The sequence below is a fragment of the Streptomyces sp. PTY087I2 genome (assembly GCF_001687325.1).
In the GTDB taxonomy this organism is placed as follows: Bacteria; Actinomycetota; Actinomycetes; order Streptomycetales; family Streptomycetaceae; genus Streptomyces.
On the sequence record NZ_LZRD01000020.1, the window covers coordinates 73667 to 87764 of the forward strand.

16 protein-coding genes and 1 riboswitch are annotated in these 14098 nt (G+C 70.0%); of the genes, 3 read left to right on the forward strand and 13 right to left on the reverse strand.

Going from position 1 to position 14098, the window contains the following annotated elements; translation table 11 throughout:
- Positions 1 to 28: 28 nt before the first annotated feature.
- The 4 genes from rdgB to A3Q37_RS22720 all read right to left on the reverse strand — a co-directional run bounded on the left by rdgB (position 29) and on the right by A3Q37_RS22720 (position 2413).
- Positions 29 to 631 carry an RdgB/HAM1 family non-canonical purine NTP pyrophosphatase gene (rdgB, locus tag A3Q37_RS22705; protein WP_065487474.1) on the reverse strand — a complete coding sequence of 201 codons (603 nt, stop codon included), beginning with the start codon at positions 629 to 631 and terminating at the stop codon, positions 29 to 31.
- Positions 632 to 681: 50 nt separating this feature from the next.
- Positions 682 to 1071, reverse strand: a complete 390-nt coding sequence (locus A3Q37_RS22710) for a hypothetical protein (protein WP_065487475.1) — start codon at positions 1069 to 1071, stop codon at positions 682 to 684.
- Positions 1072 to 1195: 124 nt separating this feature from the next.
- On the reverse strand, positions 1196 to 1933 hold the full coding sequence (rph, locus tag A3Q37_RS22715; RefSeq protein ID WP_030087643.1) for a ribonuclease PH: 738 nt from the start codon (positions 1931 to 1933) through the stop codon (positions 1196 to 1198).
- Positions 1934 to 2179: 246 nt separating this feature from the next.
- Complete coding sequence (locus tag A3Q37_RS22720; protein WP_003968866.1) at positions 2180 to 2413, reverse strand: glucose PTS transporter subunit EIIB; 234 nt, start codon at positions 2411 to 2413, stop codon at positions 2180 to 2182.
- A gap of 220 nt (positions 2414 to 2633) precedes the next feature.
- Here A3Q37_RS22720 and A3Q37_RS22725 point away from each other — a divergent pair, with 220 nt between their 5' ends.
- Both A3Q37_RS22725 and A3Q37_RS22730 read left to right on the forward strand, forming a co-directional pair.
- On the forward strand, positions 2634 to 3893 hold the full coding sequence (locus tag A3Q37_RS22725) for a PTS transporter subunit EIIC (RefSeq protein ID WP_065487476.1): 1260 nt from the start codon (positions 2634 to 2636) through the stop codon (positions 3891 to 3893).
- A gap of 262 nt (positions 3894 to 4155) precedes the next feature.
- On the forward strand, positions 4156 to 5421 hold the full coding sequence (locus A3Q37_RS22730; RefSeq protein WP_065487477.1) for a PTS transporter subunit EIIC: 1266 nt from the start codon (positions 4156 to 4158) through the stop codon (positions 5419 to 5421).
- A 70-nt stretch (positions 5422 to 5491) separates the two neighbouring features.
- Here the strand turns inward: A3Q37_RS22730 and A3Q37_RS22735 are convergent, their stop codons facing one another.
- On the reverse strand, positions 5492 to 6244 hold the full coding sequence (locus A3Q37_RS22735) for an MBL fold metallo-hydrolase (protein WP_065487478.1): 753 nt from the start codon (positions 6242 to 6244) through the stop codon (positions 5492 to 5494).
- A 237-nt stretch (positions 6245 to 6481) separates the two neighbouring features.
- Between A3Q37_RS22735 and A3Q37_RS35905 the strand changes: the two genes are divergently transcribed.
- Positions 6482 to 7000 (forward strand): type II toxin-antitoxin system PemK/MazF family toxin, encoded by a 519-nt coding sequence (locus A3Q37_RS35905; protein ID WP_079137936.1) that lies wholly within the window; start codon positions 6482 to 6484, stop codon positions 6998 to 7000.
- 197 nt (positions 7001 to 7197) lie between these two features.
- Here A3Q37_RS35905 and A3Q37_RS22745 read toward each other — a convergent pair whose 3' ends face one another.
- The 8 genes from A3Q37_RS22745 to A3Q37_RS22775 all read right to left on the reverse strand — a co-directional run bounded on the left by A3Q37_RS22745 (position 7198) and on the right by A3Q37_RS22775 (position 14025).
- A complete protein-coding gene (locus A3Q37_RS22745; protein ID WP_065487479.1) occupies positions 7198 to 8148 on the reverse strand; it encodes a PLP-dependent cysteine synthase family protein in 951 nt (316 codons plus the stop codon).
- Positions 8148 to 8426, reverse strand: a complete 279-nt coding sequence (locus A3Q37_RS22750) for a MoaD/ThiS family protein (RefSeq protein ID WP_006124874.1) — start codon at positions 8424 to 8426, stop codon at positions 8148 to 8150. Before A3Q37_RS22750 ends, A3Q37_RS22745 begins: the two co-directional genes overlap by 1 nt.
- A gap of 132 nt (positions 8427 to 8558) precedes the next feature.
- Complete coding sequence (locus tag A3Q37_RS38360; RefSeq protein WP_369691467.1) at positions 8559 to 8669, reverse strand: putative leader peptide; 111 nt, start codon at positions 8667 to 8669, stop codon at positions 8559 to 8561.
- A gap of 69 nt (positions 8670 to 8738) precedes the next feature.
- Complete coding sequence (locus tag A3Q37_RS22755) at positions 8739 to 9536, reverse strand: ABC transporter ATP-binding protein (RefSeq protein ID WP_065487480.1); 798 nt, start codon at positions 9534 to 9536, stop codon at positions 8739 to 8741.
- Between the two features lie 124 nt (positions 9537 to 9660).
- Positions 9661 to 10701 carry an iron ABC transporter permease gene (locus tag A3Q37_RS22760; RefSeq protein ID WP_065487481.1) on the reverse strand — a complete coding sequence of 347 codons (1041 nt, stop codon included), beginning with the start codon at positions 10699 to 10701 and terminating at the stop codon, positions 9661 to 9663.
- The gene (locus tag A3Q37_RS22765; RefSeq protein ID WP_065487482.1) at positions 10698 to 11702 is read right to left on the reverse strand and encodes an ABC transporter substrate-binding protein; all 1005 of its coding nucleotides are present in this window, start codon (positions 11700 to 11702) and stop codon (positions 10698 to 10700) included. Before A3Q37_RS22765 ends, A3Q37_RS22760 begins: the two co-directional genes overlap by 4 nt.
- 59 nt (positions 11703 to 11761) lie before the next feature.
- Positions 11762 to 11868, reverse strand: a riboswitch (cobalamin riboswitch).
- Positions 11869 to 11939: 71 nt separating this feature from the next.
- Entirely contained in the window at positions 11940 to 12362 is a 423-nt protein-coding gene (locus A3Q37_RS22770; protein WP_065487483.1) for a Mov34/MPN/PAD-1 family protein, read from the reverse strand.
- Between the two features lie 211 nt (positions 12363 to 12573).
- Positions 12574 to 14025, reverse strand: a complete 1452-nt coding sequence (locus A3Q37_RS22775; protein WP_065487484.1) for an amino acid permease — start codon at positions 14023 to 14025, stop codon at positions 12574 to 12576.
- Positions 14026 to 14098 lie beyond the last annotated feature (73 nt).

Genomic DNA, 14098 nt, shown 5'->3' on the forward strand with positions numbered 1-14098 from the left:
CCCAGCGGGACGGCCCCTTCTCCACGTTTCACCCCACCAACTCCCGCACCACCGGCACCAACGCCCGGAACGCCTTCCCCCGGTGGCTGATCGCGTTCTTCTCCGCCGGGGTCAGCTCCGCGCAGGTGCGGGTTTCGGACTCCGGCTGGAGGATCGGGTCGTAGCCGAAGCCTCCTGTGCCGGACGGGGTGTGGCGGAGGATGCCGTTCAGGCGGCCCTCGACCACGCGTTCCGTGCCGTCGGGGAGGGCCAGGGCGGCGGCGCAGGCGAAGTAGGCGCCTCGGTGGGGGGTGTCGATGTCGCCGAGCTGGGCCAGGAGCAGGTCGAGGTTGGCCTTGTCGTCGCCGTGGGTGCCGGCCCAGCGGGCCGAGAAGATGCCGGGGGCGCCGCCGAGGACGTCGACGCAGAGGCCGGAGTCGTCGGCGACGGCCGGGAGGCCCGTGGCGCGGGCCAGGGCGTGGGCCTTGAGGAGCGCGTTCTCGGCGAAGGTGACGCCGGTCTCCTTGACGTCGGGGATGTCGGGGTACGCGTCCGCGCCGACGAGGTCGAGGTCGAGTCCCGCGTCGGCGAGGATGGCGTGGAGTTCGGTGATTTTCCCGGCGTTGCGGGTGGCGAGGATCAGGCGCTTCATGGGGCCATTGTCGCCGGGCCGGCGCCCCCGTCGGCCCGGGGCCGCTCGACCTACGGGGTGCAGACCTTGCCGATCTCCGTCGCCGCGTCCGTCACCGGGGTGATGTCGGGGGTCGCGTCGCCCGCCTCGATGGACTTGCGGACCTCCGTGACGCCCTTCTGGAGGTCGTCGACGGCCTTGGAGAGGTCGGCGTCGTCCGTGGTGTCGTCGAGGTTCTTCAGCTCGCGGTCGATCTCGTCCAGGGACTCGGAGGCCTGGGTGATGTCCTCGGAGGCGTTGGAGACGGCCCGCTGGAGGTTGTTGACGCTGGTGGCGATGGCGTCGGCGGTGCGGACGCAGTCGAGGGCCTTGTCGAGGCCGGCGCAGCCCACGGCCGTGGTCAGCGTCAGCAGGGTGGCGGCGGTGGCCAGTGCGAGGCGTTGGTGGCGGCGCGAAGCCATGGAGCGGGTCCCTCCCCGGGGGTCGGTACGTGGACGGGCGCACGGTTCGACCCGTACGCCCGTGCTCGTAACGACGCTGTGTCGTGCTTATTTGGTTGCTTCTTTACCCGGGGAGGGCGCGTCGCTACGCGTTCCGCGTGGTTGCGAGTGCGTCACGCTGGAGTGCGGCGAGATCGACGCAGCCCGCGGTCGCGAGGTCCAGGAGGGAGCCCAGTTCCTTGCGGTCGAAGGGGGCGCCCTCGGCGGTGCCCTGGACCTCGACAAAGCGGCCGTCGCCCGTGCAGACGACGTTCATGTCGGTCTCGGCCCGGACGTCCTCCTCGTAACAGAGGTCGAGAAGCGGGGTGCCGTCGACGATGCCGACGCTGATGGCCGCCACGGTGTCGGTGAGCGGCTTGCGGCCGGCCTTGACGATCTTCTTGCCCTGGGCCCAGCTGACGGCGTCGGCGAGGGCGACGTACGCGCCCGTGATGGCGGCCGTACGGGTGCCGCCGTCGGCCTGGAGGACGTCGCAGTCCAGGACGATGGTGTTCTCGCCGAGCGCCTTGTAGTCGATGACGGCGCGCAGGGAGCGGCCGATCAGGCGGCTGATCTCGTGCGTGCGGCCGCCGATCTTGCCGCGTACGGCTTCGCGGTCGCCGCGGGTGTTGGTGGAGCGGGGCAGCATGGAGTACTCGGCGGTGACCCAGCCCTCGCCGCTGCCCTTGCGCCAGCGCGGGACGCCTTCGGTGACGGAGGCGGTGCAGAAGACTTTGGTGTCGCCGAAGGAGATGAGGACTGAGCCTTCGGCGTGCTTGCTCCAGCCGCGTTCGATGGTGACGGGGCGGAGCTGTTCAGGGGTGCGGCCGTCGATGCGAGACATGGCCCGACTTTATCCGTTGGCGGGGGTGGCTCCGTTCGGGTGCGGTGGGGCCCCGGGGGGGGGGGACGCGCGGTCGGATGTGGCTCAGGTTCCGTGGCGGCTGTGCTCAGGTGCGGTGGGCCCGGGCGTGGGTGTCGCCGTTCCCGGATGTGCCGCAGGCCCCGTTCCCTGGTGCGGGGTACGGGGCCTGCGGGTGCGGGCGCCTTCGGGAGGCGCGGCCGCGGGGTCCGGCGTCGGGTCAGCCGGTCACATCATGTCTTCGATGTCGGCGGCGATGGGGTCCGCGTCGGTGCCGATGACGACCTGGATCGCCGTGCCCATCTTGACGACGCCGTGGGCGCCGGCGGCCTTGAGGGCGGCTTCGTCGACCTTCTCGGGGTCGTGGACCTCGGTGCGGAGGCGGGTGATGCAGCCTTCGATCTCGTCGATGTTGTCGATGCCGCCGAGCCCGGCGACGATCTTCTCAGCCTTGGTGGCCATGTCCTTCTCCCTGTTTCACGCGCAGACGGCCGCCCGCTGCGGGTCCGTTTCGTCACGGTAACGCACGGTTGGACCAACTTCGCGGGCGGGTAACCGGACGATCCCGAAAGATGACGATCACCGGTCCCCTGCCTTCAGGGGCGGGGCCCGGACCGTGACGCAACTGGTCTACACCAGTTTGCAACGACCGCCAAACGTGAAGTGTTCCGGGAGGACGCCCATGAGTTCGAGCGCCGCTGCGGCACCGCAGCAGAAATGGTGGAACGGACCGGTCCAGGGCTTGCAGAAGGTCGGGCGGAGCCTTCAGCTTCCGGTGGCCGTCCTCCCGGCGGCAGGCCTGCTCGTCAGCCTCGGGAACCTGTTCGGGTCCTATCTGCACGGCTCCTTCTGGGAGAAGACCGCCTCGGTCCTCCTCAACGGCGGCGGCGCGATCCTCGACGGCAAGCTCGGCCTGCCCCTGCTGTTCTGTATCGGCGTCGCCATCGGCTTCGCGAAGAAGGCGGACGGGTCCACCGCGCTCGCAGCGGTGGTCGGCTTCCTCGTCTACCGGGGGGTACTGACCGCCTTCCCCATCGACGGCACCGTGACGGACGAGCTGCCGCAGGGCGAACCGCAGAACCCCGGGGTTCTCGGCGGCATCATCATCGGCCTGCTGACCGCCGTAGTCTGGCAGCGCTACCACCGCACCAAGCTGGTCGACTGGCTCGGCTTCTTCAACGGCCGGCGCCTGGTGCCGATCCTGATGGCGTTCCTCTGCGTGATCCTCGGCGTCCTGTTCGGGCTGCTGTGGCAGCCGGTGGGTGACGGGCTGACCTGGTTCTCCAAGCAGCTGATCGACCTCGGCTCCTGGGGTGCGGCGATCTTCGGCTTCGCGAACCGGCTGCTGATCCCGATCGGCATGCACCAGTTCCTGAACACGTTCTTCTGGTTCCAGGCGGGCGAGTTCACCGGGGCGGACGGCCAGACCGTCCAGGGCGACATCTCCCGGTTCTTCGCCCAGGACCCGTCGGCCGGCCAGTTCACCTCGGGCTTCTTCCCGATCATGATGTTCGGCCTGCCCGCCGCGGCCCTGGCCATCACCCACTGCGCGCGGCCCGAGCGCCGCAAGGAGGTGGGGGGCCTGATGGTCTCGGTGGCGCTGACGTCGTTCGTCACCGGTGTGACCGAGCCGATCGAGTTCTCGTTCATGTTCGTCGCGCCGCTGCTGTACGGCGTGCACGCGGTGCTCACGGGTGCCTCGATGGGCATCACCTGGCTGCTCGGCGTGCATGCGGGGTTCAGCTTCTCGGCCGGGTTGATCGACTACGTCGTCAACTGGCATCTGGATACGAAACCCTGGCTGATCCTCCCGATCGGCGCGTGCTTCGCCGTGATCTACTACGTGATCTTCCGCTTCGCGATCACCAAGTTCGACCTCAAGACACCGGGGCGCGAACCCGAGGAGATCGAGAAGGAGATCGAGAAGGATCTGACGAAGTAGCAGCACACCGGGGCTTTGCCCCGGCCCCCGCAAGGCCCTCGGACCGTCCGGTCCGGGGGCCTTCGGCATGTCACCGAACGTGCCGAGTCTGCTACTGCGAATGAGATAGGGAATTGAAGGTTCCTTATCTATCCCTCACCGTGCTAAAACTGGTCTACACCACTGAGTGGTCCAGACCACGGCGCTCTGCCGCAGGGTCTGCCGAGTCGCCGCCTCCCCGCATCAACGACCTGGGCGGCACCGTGTCCCATGGAGGAAGTTGATGACCACGGCTGAGACCGCACCCGCGGCCGAGAAGAAGAAGGGCGCCGGCGCGATGGCCGTCATGCAGCGCATCGGCCGCAGCCTCATGCTGCCGGTCGCCGTGCTGCCGGCCGCCGCGCTCCTGGTCCGCCTCGGCAACGGGGACATGCTGGGCCGCGACTCGTTCCCGACCGTCGTCACCAAGCTGGCCGGTTACATGGCCGCGGGCGGTGGCGCGATCCTCGACAACATGGCGCTGCTGTTCGCCGTCGGCATCGCGATCGGCTTCGCGAAGAAGTCGGACGGCTCGACCGCGCTGGCCGCCGTCACCGGCTACCTGGTCTTCCAGAAGGTGCTCGCCACCTTCACCGACAGCAACCTGCCGCAGGTCGCCAGCGTCGTCGACGGCAAGATCGTCATGAACGACGCCCCGGTCAACGCGGGTGTCCTCGGCGGTGTCGTGATGGGCATCATCGTCGCCCTGATCTACCAGAAGTTCTACCGGACCAAGCTGCCGGACTGGGCGGGCTTCTTCAGCGGCCGCCGTCTGGTCCCGATCCTCTCCGCCTTCGCGGGCCTCCTCGTCGGTATCGTCTTCGGTCTGATCTGGCCGGTCCTCGGTGCCGGTCTGCACAACTTCGGTGAGTGGCTGGTCGGCTCCGGCGCGGTCGGCGCGGGCATCTTCGGTGTCGCCAACCGTGCGCTGATCCCGGTCGGCATGCACCACCTGCTGAACTCCTTCCCGTGGTTCCAGGCGGGCGAGTACAACGGTGCCCACGGCGACATCGCCCGCTTCCTCGCCGGTGACCCGGACGCCGGACAGTTCATGACCGGCTTCTTCCCGATCATGATGTTCGCCCTCCCGGCGGCCTGCCTCGCGATCGTCCACTGCGCCCGCCCCGAGCGCCGCAAGGTCGTCGGCGGCATGATGTTCTCCCTCGCGCTGACCTCGTTCGTCACCGGTGTGACCGAGCCGATCGAGTTCACGTTCATGTTCATCGCGCCGGTGCTGTACGCGATCCACGCGGTGCTGACCGGTGTGTCCATGGCCCTGACCTGGGCGCTCGGCATGAAGGACGGCTTCGGCTTCTCGGCCGGTCTGGTCGACTTCCTGCTGAACCTGGGCATCGCGTCGAAGCCCTGGATGCTGGTCCTGGTCGGCCTCTGCTTCGCGGTGATCTACTACGCGGTCTTCCGCTTCGCGATCATCAAGTTCAACCTCCCGACCCCGGGCCGGGAGTCGGACGAGGAGCTCGCCGAGCTCCAGAAGGCCGAGGCGAAGTAGCCTCCCGCCTCACCCGTACGTACGACGGCGCCCCCGCCTCCCGAGAGGGAAGGCGGGGGCGCCGTCGTGCTCAGAGCTCGTACACCGCTCCCGGGGCCGCCAGCTCCACCGGGCCCGGGTAGGCCGCGCGGGCGTCGGCGGCGTTGCGGTCGGCGTCGGTCCACGGCGGGATGTGGGTGAGGACGAGCCGGCGCGCTCCGGCGCGGGCCGCCGCCTCGCCGGCCTCGCGGCCGTTCAGGTGCAGATCGGGGATGTCCTCCTTGCCGTCGACGAACGACGCCTCGCAGAGGAAGAGGTCCACGTCCCGGGCCAGGTCCTCCAGCGCGTCGCAGGTCCCCGTGTCGCCGGAGTAGGCGAGGGAGGAGCCGCCGTGCTCGACCCGGATGCCGAAGGTGTCGACGGGGTGGCAGAGCTTCTCCGTACGGACCGAGAACGGGCCGATCTCGAAGGACCCCGGCTTGAGGGTGTGGAAGTCGAAGACCTCGCCCATCGCCCGGTCGGAGGGGGTGTCGCCGTGGGCGGCGGTCAGCCGCTGCTCGGTGCCCTCGGGGCCGTAGACCGGGAGAGGGCGGGGGCGGTCGCCGCCGTGGGGGTAGTAGCGCACGACGAAGTACGCGCACATGTCGATGCAGTGGTCGGCGTGCAGATGGCTGAGGAAGATCGCGTCCAGGTCGTAGAGACCGACGTGGCGCTGCAACTCGCCGAGGGCGCCGTTGCCCATGTCGAGGAGCAGCCGGAAGCCGTCGGCCTCTACGAGGTAGCTCGAGCATGCCGAACCCTTGGACGGGAACGAGCCGGAGCAGCCGACGACGGTGAGCTTCATGGAGCGTGAACCTCCGGGGCGCGGGAACGGGGAGGGTTCGGGCGATGCCGCCGGAACCTGATGGTGGTTCCTGCGGGATCGGTTTTGCGGTTCGTCGAGCGTAAGGCGCGAAACTCCGCGTCGCTCCTCCGCTGCCCTCCGTTGTGGGGGAACTCACCTGCTCTGTCACCGGTTCGATGGAAGCGCGCCCACGGTCCGGCCCTCGGGGGCCTCTTCGCCCGCCGGTACGGTCGGGGGATGGACACGTTGTGGTGGGTGGCGCTGGTCGCCGTGGTTCTGCTGGCTCTCGTCGCCGCGGTGGTGGACGGGCGGGGGCGGTCTGACCGGGGGCCCCGGTCCCGGCGGCGGCCGGGTCGGCCGGGGCAGCCGGTGGGGTCGGCCCGGCCGCCGTCCCGGCCGTCGCGTCCGCGGCCCTCGGGCCCGGGAGAGCGGGTGCCGCGGGCGGGTGAGGTGTGGTGGGCCGATGTGCCGTACGAGGACGGGCCCGGGTCGAAGGACCGGCCGTGTCTGGTGATCTCGGTACGGGGGCGGGGGCGCGGGCGTACGGCGCTGGTCGCGAAGATCACCAGCAAGCGTCACGAGGAGCGGCCCGGGGTGATCGCGTTGCCGGCCGGGACGGTCGGGGACCGGCAGGGGCGGCAGAGCTTTCTGGAGACGGATGAGCTGCGGGAGGTACCGGTCGCCGGGTTCCGGCGGAGGGTGGGTGCGGTGGATCCGTCGCTGTGGAAGCGGGTGCGGAAGCTGGGGGCGGGGTGAGGGGCGGGGCGCTTTCGGGGCGCTGCCCCGGGCCCCGCTCCTCAATCGCCGGAGGGGCTTGAAAGACGTCCTCAAACGCCGGACAGGCTGGAAGGGCCCGGACCGAGCTTGAAGGATGTCCTCAAACGCCGGACGGGCTGGGTTGGCGCCCGGAAAGGCTGAGAATGCCCGGGCGGGCCGGACAGTGCAGCTCGGGCCTACGCCCAGAGCTGGCCCTGCAACGTTTCGATCGCTGCCTCCGTCGTCTCCGCCGTGTAGACGCCCGTCGACAAGTACTTCCAGCCGCCGTCCGCCACCACGAAGACGATGTCCGCGCTCTCCCCCGCCTTGACCGCCTTCCTGCCCACGCCGATCGCCGCGTGGAGCGCGGCGCCGGTGGAGACGCCCGAGAAGATGCCCTCCTGCTGGAGGAGTTCGCGAGTGCGGGTGACCGCGTCGGCCGAGCCGACCGAGAAGCGGGTGGTGAGGACCGAAGCGTCGTACAGCTCGGGGACGAAGCCCTCGTCGAGGTTGCGGAGGCCGTAGACCAGGTCGTCGTAGCGCGGCTCGGCGGCGACGATCTGGATACCCGGGCGGTTCTCGCGGAGGTAGCGGCCCACGCCCATCAGGGTGCCCGTGGTGCCGAGGCCCGCGACGAAGTGCGTGATGGACGGGAGGTCGGTGAGAATCTCCGGGCCGGTGGTCGCGTAGTGGGCGCCCGCGTTGTCCGGGTTGCCGTACTGGTAGAGCATCACCCAGTCCGGGTGCTCGGCCGACAGTTCCTTCGCTACGCGGACCGCCGTGTTGGAGCCGCCCGCGGCCGGGGAGGAGATGATCTCGGCTCCCCACATGGCGAGCAGGTCGCGCCGTTCCTGGGAGGTGTTCTCCGGCATGACACACACGATGCGGTAGCCCTTGAGCTTGGCCGCCATGGCGAGCGAGATGCCGGTGTTGCCGCTGGTGGGCTCCAGGATCGTGCAGCCGGGGGTGAGCCGGCCGTCCTTCTCGGCCTGTTCGACCATGTGGAGCGCCGGGCGGTCCTTGATCGAGCCCGTGGGGTTGCGGTCCTCCAGCTTGGCCCAGATACGGACGTCCTCGGACGGGGACAGCCGCGGGAGGCGGACGAGGGGGGTGTTCCCCACGGCCGCCAGCGGGGAGTCGTACCGCATCAGCGCATGCCGCCGGCGACGGCCGGGAGGATCGTGACGTTGTCGCCGTCGCTGAGCTTGGTGGAGATGCCGTCGAGGAAGCGGACGTCCTCGTCGTTGAGGTAGACGTTCACGAAACGGCGGAGCTGTTCGCCGTCGACGATGCGCTCACGGATGCCGGTGTGGCGGCTCTCCAGGTCGGCGAAGAGGTCGGCGAGGGTGTCCCCGTTGCCTTCGACGGCCTTCGCGCCGTCGGTGTAGGTGCGGAGGATGGTCGGGATGCGGACCTCGATGGCCATGGCGTGGGCTCCTGTCGAAAGCGTGGAGGAGGTGGCGTGGGGCGCGCGTTTCTTCCCCGCGCGGGGGGTGTGGTGCGTGGCGCGTACGGGTGGGGCTCGCGCGGACCGCGGCTCAGGCCGTGCGGCTCGCGGTCAGGCTGCGGGCGGGGGACAGATCGCGCTCGCGAGCCTGCACAGGTCGACGTGCAGCCGCGCGACGAGCAGCGTGCCCGGCGTCTTGTTGCTCACGTCATGGGGAACCATGCGGGCATCGTATCGATTCCCTGTACGGAAACCCGAGTGTGATCCCACATCGTGGATGGTCGATGGTCGCTATGTGGACCGCGCGGGGCGTCCGGGGCCCTCCGGGACGTACACGACCGTGGGGGCGCCCGTCTTCGGGTGGGTACTGACCTCGGCGGCCACGCCGTACACCTCGCCCAGCAGCTCCGCCGTGAGGACTTCCTCCGGGGTGCCGGAGGCGACGACCCGGCCGTCCTTGAGGACATAGAGGCGGTCGCAGTAGTACGCGGCCAGGTTGAGGTCGTGCAGGGCGAGGAGGTTGGTGGTGCCCAGTTCGCGGACCAGGGAGAGGATCTCCAGCTGGTAGCGGATGTCCAGGTGATTGGTCGGCTCGTCCAGGACGATCAGCGAGGGCTGCTGGACCAGGGCGCGGGCGACCAGGGCCCGCTGGCGTTCGCCGCCGGAGAGGGAGGCGAACGTACGGGGTTCGAGCGCGGCGATCCCGACCCGGGCCAGGGCGTCGGTGACGAGCTCGGTGTCGGCCGCGTTGTCCGCCTCCCAGAACCGCTTGTGCGGGGCGCGGCCCATCGCGACGACCTGGCCGACGGTGAGCTCGAATCCGGCGTGGCCGTCCTGCGGGACGGTGGCGATGCGCTGGGCGCGGGCCTTCACGGGGAGGGCGGCGAGGTCGTCGCCGTCGAGGAGGACGCGGCCGTGAGTGGGGCGCAGGGTGCCGTAGACGCAGCGCAGGAGCGTGGTCTTGCCGCTGCCGTTGGGGCCGACGAGGCCGACGGTCTCGCCGTCGGCGGCGGTGAGGTCGACGGCGTCGACGAGATGGCGGCCCTCGCCGGTCCCGTACGAGAGGCCTTCGGTGCGCAGGGTGGTCATGGGCGGGCTCCCTCAGCCGTGCGTACGGTCGTGGTGCGGGCGCTCCGGACGGGAAAGGGCCTCACGCGGGCGCTCCTTCCGGCGCGCCTCATGCGGGTGCTCCCCCGGCCGGGGCGTACGCGCCTCATGCGGGTGCTCCTTCGGGCTTGCGCCGCAGCATCCAGAGGAAGAACGGGCCGCCAGTCAGCGCGGTGAGCACCCCGACCGGGATGTCCTGCGGGGCCGCGAGCGTGCGGGCGGCGAGGTCCGCGAGGACCAGGAACACCGCGCCGCCCAGCGCCACGACCGGGAGCAGCGCGCGGTGTGCGGCGCCGACGGCCATCCGGGCCATGTGCGGGACCATCAGGCCGACGAAGCCGATCGCCCCGCTGTACGCGACGAGCACCCCGGTCATCAGGGAGGCGAGGACGAAGACGGCGGCCCGGAAGCGGGCGGTGTCGAGGCCGAGGACGGTCGCGCCCTCCTCCCCCACCAGGAGCAGGTCGAGCGGGCGGGCCAGGGTGAGGAGGACGGCGGTGCCGGCGACCAGGGTGATCGCGGGGAGCGCGAGCATGTCCCAGCGGGCCGCGCCGAGGCCGCCGAGGGTCCAGTAGAGGACTTCCTGAAGGTGGTCGGCGCGGGCGGAGGTGACCAGGATCAGGCTGGTCAGGGCGGAGAGGACGTAGGAGACGGCGACCCCGGCGAGGACGAGCCGGTTGGTGGTGAGGCCGCCCCCGCCGCGCGCCAGGGTGTAGACGAGCAGCAGCGAGAGCAGGGCGCCCGTGAAGGCGGCGGCGGGGATCGTGATGGTGGTGGCGAGGGACGCGCCGATGCCGAGGACGATGACCAGGACCGCGCCGGTGGAGGCCCCGGAGGAGACGCCGAGGAGGAACGGGTCGGCGAGCTGGTTGCGGACGAGGGCCTGGAGGACGGTGCCGATGACGGCGAGTCCGGCGCCGACGACGATGCCGAGCAGGACCCGGGGCAGCCGCACGTCCAGGACGATCGTGCGGAACGGGCTCGCCTCCGCCCGCCCGGTCAGGATGTCGAGCACCTGGCCGGGCGGGATGCGGACGGAGCCGAGGGCGAGGGCGGCCAGTACGGAGACGGCCAGGAGCGCGGCGAGGCCGCCGAGCACCAGGACGTAACCGAGCGGACGCCGAGGAGCTGTGGCGCGGCAGGTCACGGGGTGGTGGCCGCCTTGCCCGCCTCCGGGTGGAGCTGGGCCGCGAGCTTGTCGACGGCGGCGGGGACGCGGACGCCGAGGACCGCGTCGGACAACGGCATGACGGCGAAGCGCTTGTTCTTGATGGCGGGGACGTCGGCGAGGGCCGGGTCGGTGAGGAGGCGCTTCTTCTTCTGTCCGACGGTGGTGGAGCCGTAGTCGTAGATCACGATGACCTCGGGCCTCCGGTCGACGACGTTCTCCCAGGAGGCATCGCCGAAGGGCTTGTCGAGGTCGGCGAAGACGTTGGTGCCGCCGGCCCGTTCGATCAGCTCATTGCCGATGCCCTCGCCGCCCGCGGTGAAGGCGGTCTTGTCGCCGCTGTCGTACACGAAGACGGAGACGGGCTTCAGATCGGCCAGCTTCTTCGCGGTCGCGGCGTTGTCGGCCTTGGCCTGCTTGATCCAGGCCTCGGCGCGGTCGCTGATGCCGAAGGTGCGGCCGACCTCGCGGATCTCCTCGTAGAGGGTGTCCATGGGCTGGTCGCCCTTGGTGCAGCTCTCGGCGTTGAGGCGGGTCTCGATGCCGGCCTTCTTGAACGCCTCGCGGCCGCGGCCGTCGCCCGCGGTGAAGGCGCTGCCGTAGCCGCCGTAGACGAAGTCGGGGTTGGCGGCGAGGACCTGCTCGTAGGAGGGGTACTCCTTGGCGAGGACGGGAACGGCGGCGTAGTCCTTCGCGTACTTCGGCAGGACCTGGTCGTCGAGGTAGGCGGTGCCGACGAGGGAGCTCTTCAGGCCCAGTTCCAGCATGATCTCGGTGACGTGCTGGTTCATGGTGACCACGCGCTTCGGCGGGGCCTTGTACGTCGTGGTGACCCCGCAGTTCTTGACGGTGTACGGGAAACCTTCGCCCTTCGCCGCGGCCTCGGGCTTGGCGTCGGTGCTCTCGGAGGTGGAGCAGGCGGTGAGGGCGAGCGGGAGCAGCACGGCGGCGGCTATGAGCGCGGGGGTGCGCCGGGACATGGCGGGGCCTCTCCGGGGGATTTCCGCGTCCCCTGGTCGATGCGGAGAAGGCGGCGGGCCAGTTCCTGGCTTCCGGGCCGCCCTCCGGCACGGAGTCGGAGTCCGTACGGGAGGGGGCCCGGTCACAGTGGCGGGACCGTGCCGGATTCGCACCGGCTTCCTGGTTCCTGCCGCCTTGATGGGTTCGGGGTGCAGTGTGCCAGACCGGTCCGGGGGCTCCGCGCGGCGCCCGGGGGCTCAGTACGCCTCGACGACCTGCACGTCTTCCTCGGTGATCTCGCCGTCCACGATGCGGTACGAGCGGAACTGGAAGGGGCCCGAGCCGTCGGTGTCGGCGGTGGAGACCAGGACGTAGTGGGCGCCGGGCTCGTTGGCGTACGTCACGTCGGTGCGGGAGGGGTAGGCCTCGGTCGCCGTGTGCGAGTGGTAGACGATCACGGGTTCCTCGTCGCGGTCGTCCATCTCGCGGTAGAGCTTGAGGAGGTCGGCCGAGTCGAACTCGTAGAACGTGGGCGAGCGGGCGGCGTTGAGCATCGGGATGAAGCGCTCGGGGCGGTCCGTCCCGGCCGGGCCCGCGACCACTCCGCACGCCTCGTCGGGGTGGTCGGCGCGGGAGTGGGCGACGATCTGGTCGTAGAGCGCCTGGGTGATGGTCAGCATGGCGCCAGGATAAGCAGGCGGGCCCCGCGTACCGGTGGGTGGTACGCGGGGGCCCGCATGGTGGACGCCGTCGGCCTTTGGGGCGGCCGGGGGCGGTCCGGGAGGAGGGTGGTCGTGGGGCCCGCCCTCGGGGTCGGTGGGGTTTCGGGGGCCGGTGAGACCGGCTCCCGGCCCCAGGGTCTGCGGGGCAGCGCGTCAGCGAGCCCTCGGCTCAGCGGGTCTCGGTCGTGGCCTTCTCCTCCTCCGGGGTGCGCGACTGGAGCACCCGGTAGGAGACGAAGAGGATGAGCGCCCACAGCGGTGCGCAGTAGAGCGAGATCCGGGCGTCCTTGTCGATCGCCATCATCACGATGACCATGCCGATGAAGCAGAGCGCGAACCAGCTCGTGTACGGGGCGCCGGGGGCCTTGAACGATGACTGCGGCAGGAGACCGGCGTCGGCCTGGCGGCGGTAGCGGATCTGGCTGATCAGGATCATGATCCAGGCCCACATGCCGGAGATGGTCGCGAAGGAGACGACGTAGTTGAACGCCTCGCCCGGCCACTGGTAGTTGATCCACACGCCGACGAGCATCAGGGCGGCGGAGAACGTGGTCCCCACCAGCGGCAGGCCGTTCTTCGTCAGCTTGGTGAAGGCGCGGGGACCCTGGCCGTTGAGGGCGAGGTCGCGGAGCATGCGGCCGGTGGAGTACATGCCGGAGTTGCAGGAGGAGAGCGCCGCGGTGAGGACGACGAAGTTGACGATGGCGGCGCCGATACCGAGCCCCATCTCCTCGAAGGCCTTCACGAACGGGGAGACGCCGGGCTTGAAGGTGGACCACGGCACGACCGACAGGATCATGATCAGTGCGCCGACGTAGAAGACGGCGATGCGCCACGGCACGGTGTTGATGGCCTTGGGCAGCACGGTCTTGGGGTCCTTGGACTCCCCGGCGGTGACGCCGACGAGCTCCACGGCGAGGAAGGCGAACATGACGATCTGGAGCGTCATGAGGGTGCCGGTGATGCCGTTGGGGAAGAATCCGCCGTCGTTCCAGAGGTTGGAGACGGTCGCGGTGTCTCCGGCGTCGGAGAAACCGACGGTGAGAACGCCCGCGCAGATCAGAATCATGCCGATGATGGCGGTGACCTTGACCATGGAGAACCAGAACTCCAGCTCACCGAAGAGCTTCACGGAGATCAGGTTGGCGCCGTAGAGAATGACGGTGAACACCAGGGCGGACAGCCACTGCGGAATGTTCCACCAGTACGTCATATAGGTGGCCGCTGCGGTGACTTCGGTGATTCCGGTGACCACCCAGAACAGCCAGTAGGTCCAGCCGGTGACGAACCCGAAGAACGGGCCGATGAATTCGCGGGCGTACTCCGAGAAGGAGCCCGAGACCGGGCGGTACATGAGCAGTTCGCCCAGCGCCCGCATGATGAAGAAGATGACCAGACCTGCGATGACGTAGGCCAGGATGAGGCTGGGCCCGGCCCGGTCGATGGCTTTGCCCGCGCCGAGGAAGAGCCCGGTGCCGATGGCTCCGCCGATGGCGATCATCTGAATCTGGCGAGCTCCCAGACCGCGCTGGTATCCCTCGCCACTGGTTCCGGCGTCCCCGGCATTTCCGCCGGGCTGACCCTTGTCGACCTGTCCCTCGTCGACGTGCGCCGATGTCATGGTGGTGCGCCTTTCTCCACGCCGATCCGCGCCGTACAAGGCTGCGGATCAGGTCCTGATCCCCCCGGATATG

Coding starts and splice junctions, on each gene's coding strand:
- A3Q37_RS38360 (WP_369691467.1), bottom strand. CDS start 8,669: ATGGTTCCCCATGACGTGAGCAACAAGACGCCGGGCACGCTGCTCGTC.
- A3Q37_RS22770 (WP_065487483.1), bottom strand. CDS start 12,362: ATGCTGACCATCACCCAGGCGCTCTACGACCAGATCGTCGCCCACTCC.
- A3Q37_RS22775 (WP_065487484.1), bottom strand. CDS start 14,025: ATGACATCGGCGCACGTCGACGAGGGACAGGTCGACAAGGGTCAGCCC.
- A3Q37_RS22765 (WP_065487482.1), bottom strand. CDS start 11,702: ATGTCCCGGCGCACCCCCGCGCTCATAGCCGCCGCCGTGCTGCTCCCG.
- A3Q37_RS22745 (WP_065487479.1), bottom strand. CDS start 8,148: ATGCGGTACGACTCCCCGCTGGCGGCCGTGGGGAACACCCCCCTCGTC.
- A3Q37_RS35905 (WP_079137936.1), top strand. CDS start 6,482: ATGGACACGTTGTGGTGGGTGGCGCTGGTCGCCGTGGTTCTGCTGGCT.
- A3Q37_RS22750 (WP_006124874.1), bottom strand. CDS start 8,426: ATGGCCATCGAGGTCCGCATCCCGACCATCCTCCGCACCTACACCGAC.
- rdgB (WP_065487474.1), bottom strand. CDS start 631: ATGAAGCGCCTGATCCTCGCCACCCGCAACGCCGGGAAAATCACCGAA.
- rph (WP_030087643.1), bottom strand. CDS start 1,933: ATGTCTCGCATCGACGGCCGCACCCCTGAACAGCTCCGCCCCGTCACC.
- A3Q37_RS22730 (WP_065487477.1), top strand. CDS start 4,156: ATGACCACGGCTGAGACCGCACCCGCGGCCGAGAAGAAGAAGGGCGCC.
- A3Q37_RS22755 (WP_065487480.1), bottom strand. CDS start 9,536: ATGACCACCCTGCGCACCGAAGGCCTCTCGTACGGGACCGGCGAGGGC.
- A3Q37_RS22725 (WP_065487476.1), top strand. CDS start 2,634: ATGAGTTCGAGCGCCGCTGCGGCACCGCAGCAGAAATGGTGGAACGGA.
- A3Q37_RS22735 (WP_065487478.1), bottom strand. CDS start 6,244: ATGAAGCTCACCGTCGTCGGCTGCTCCGGCTCGTTCCCGTCCAAGGGT.
- A3Q37_RS22720 (WP_003968866.1), bottom strand. CDS start 2,413: ATGGCCACCAAGGCTGAGAAGATCGTCGCCGGGCTCGGCGGCATCGAC.
- A3Q37_RS22710 (WP_065487475.1), bottom strand. CDS start 1,071: ATGGCTTCGCGCCGCCACCAACGCCTCGCACTGGCCACCGCCGCCACC.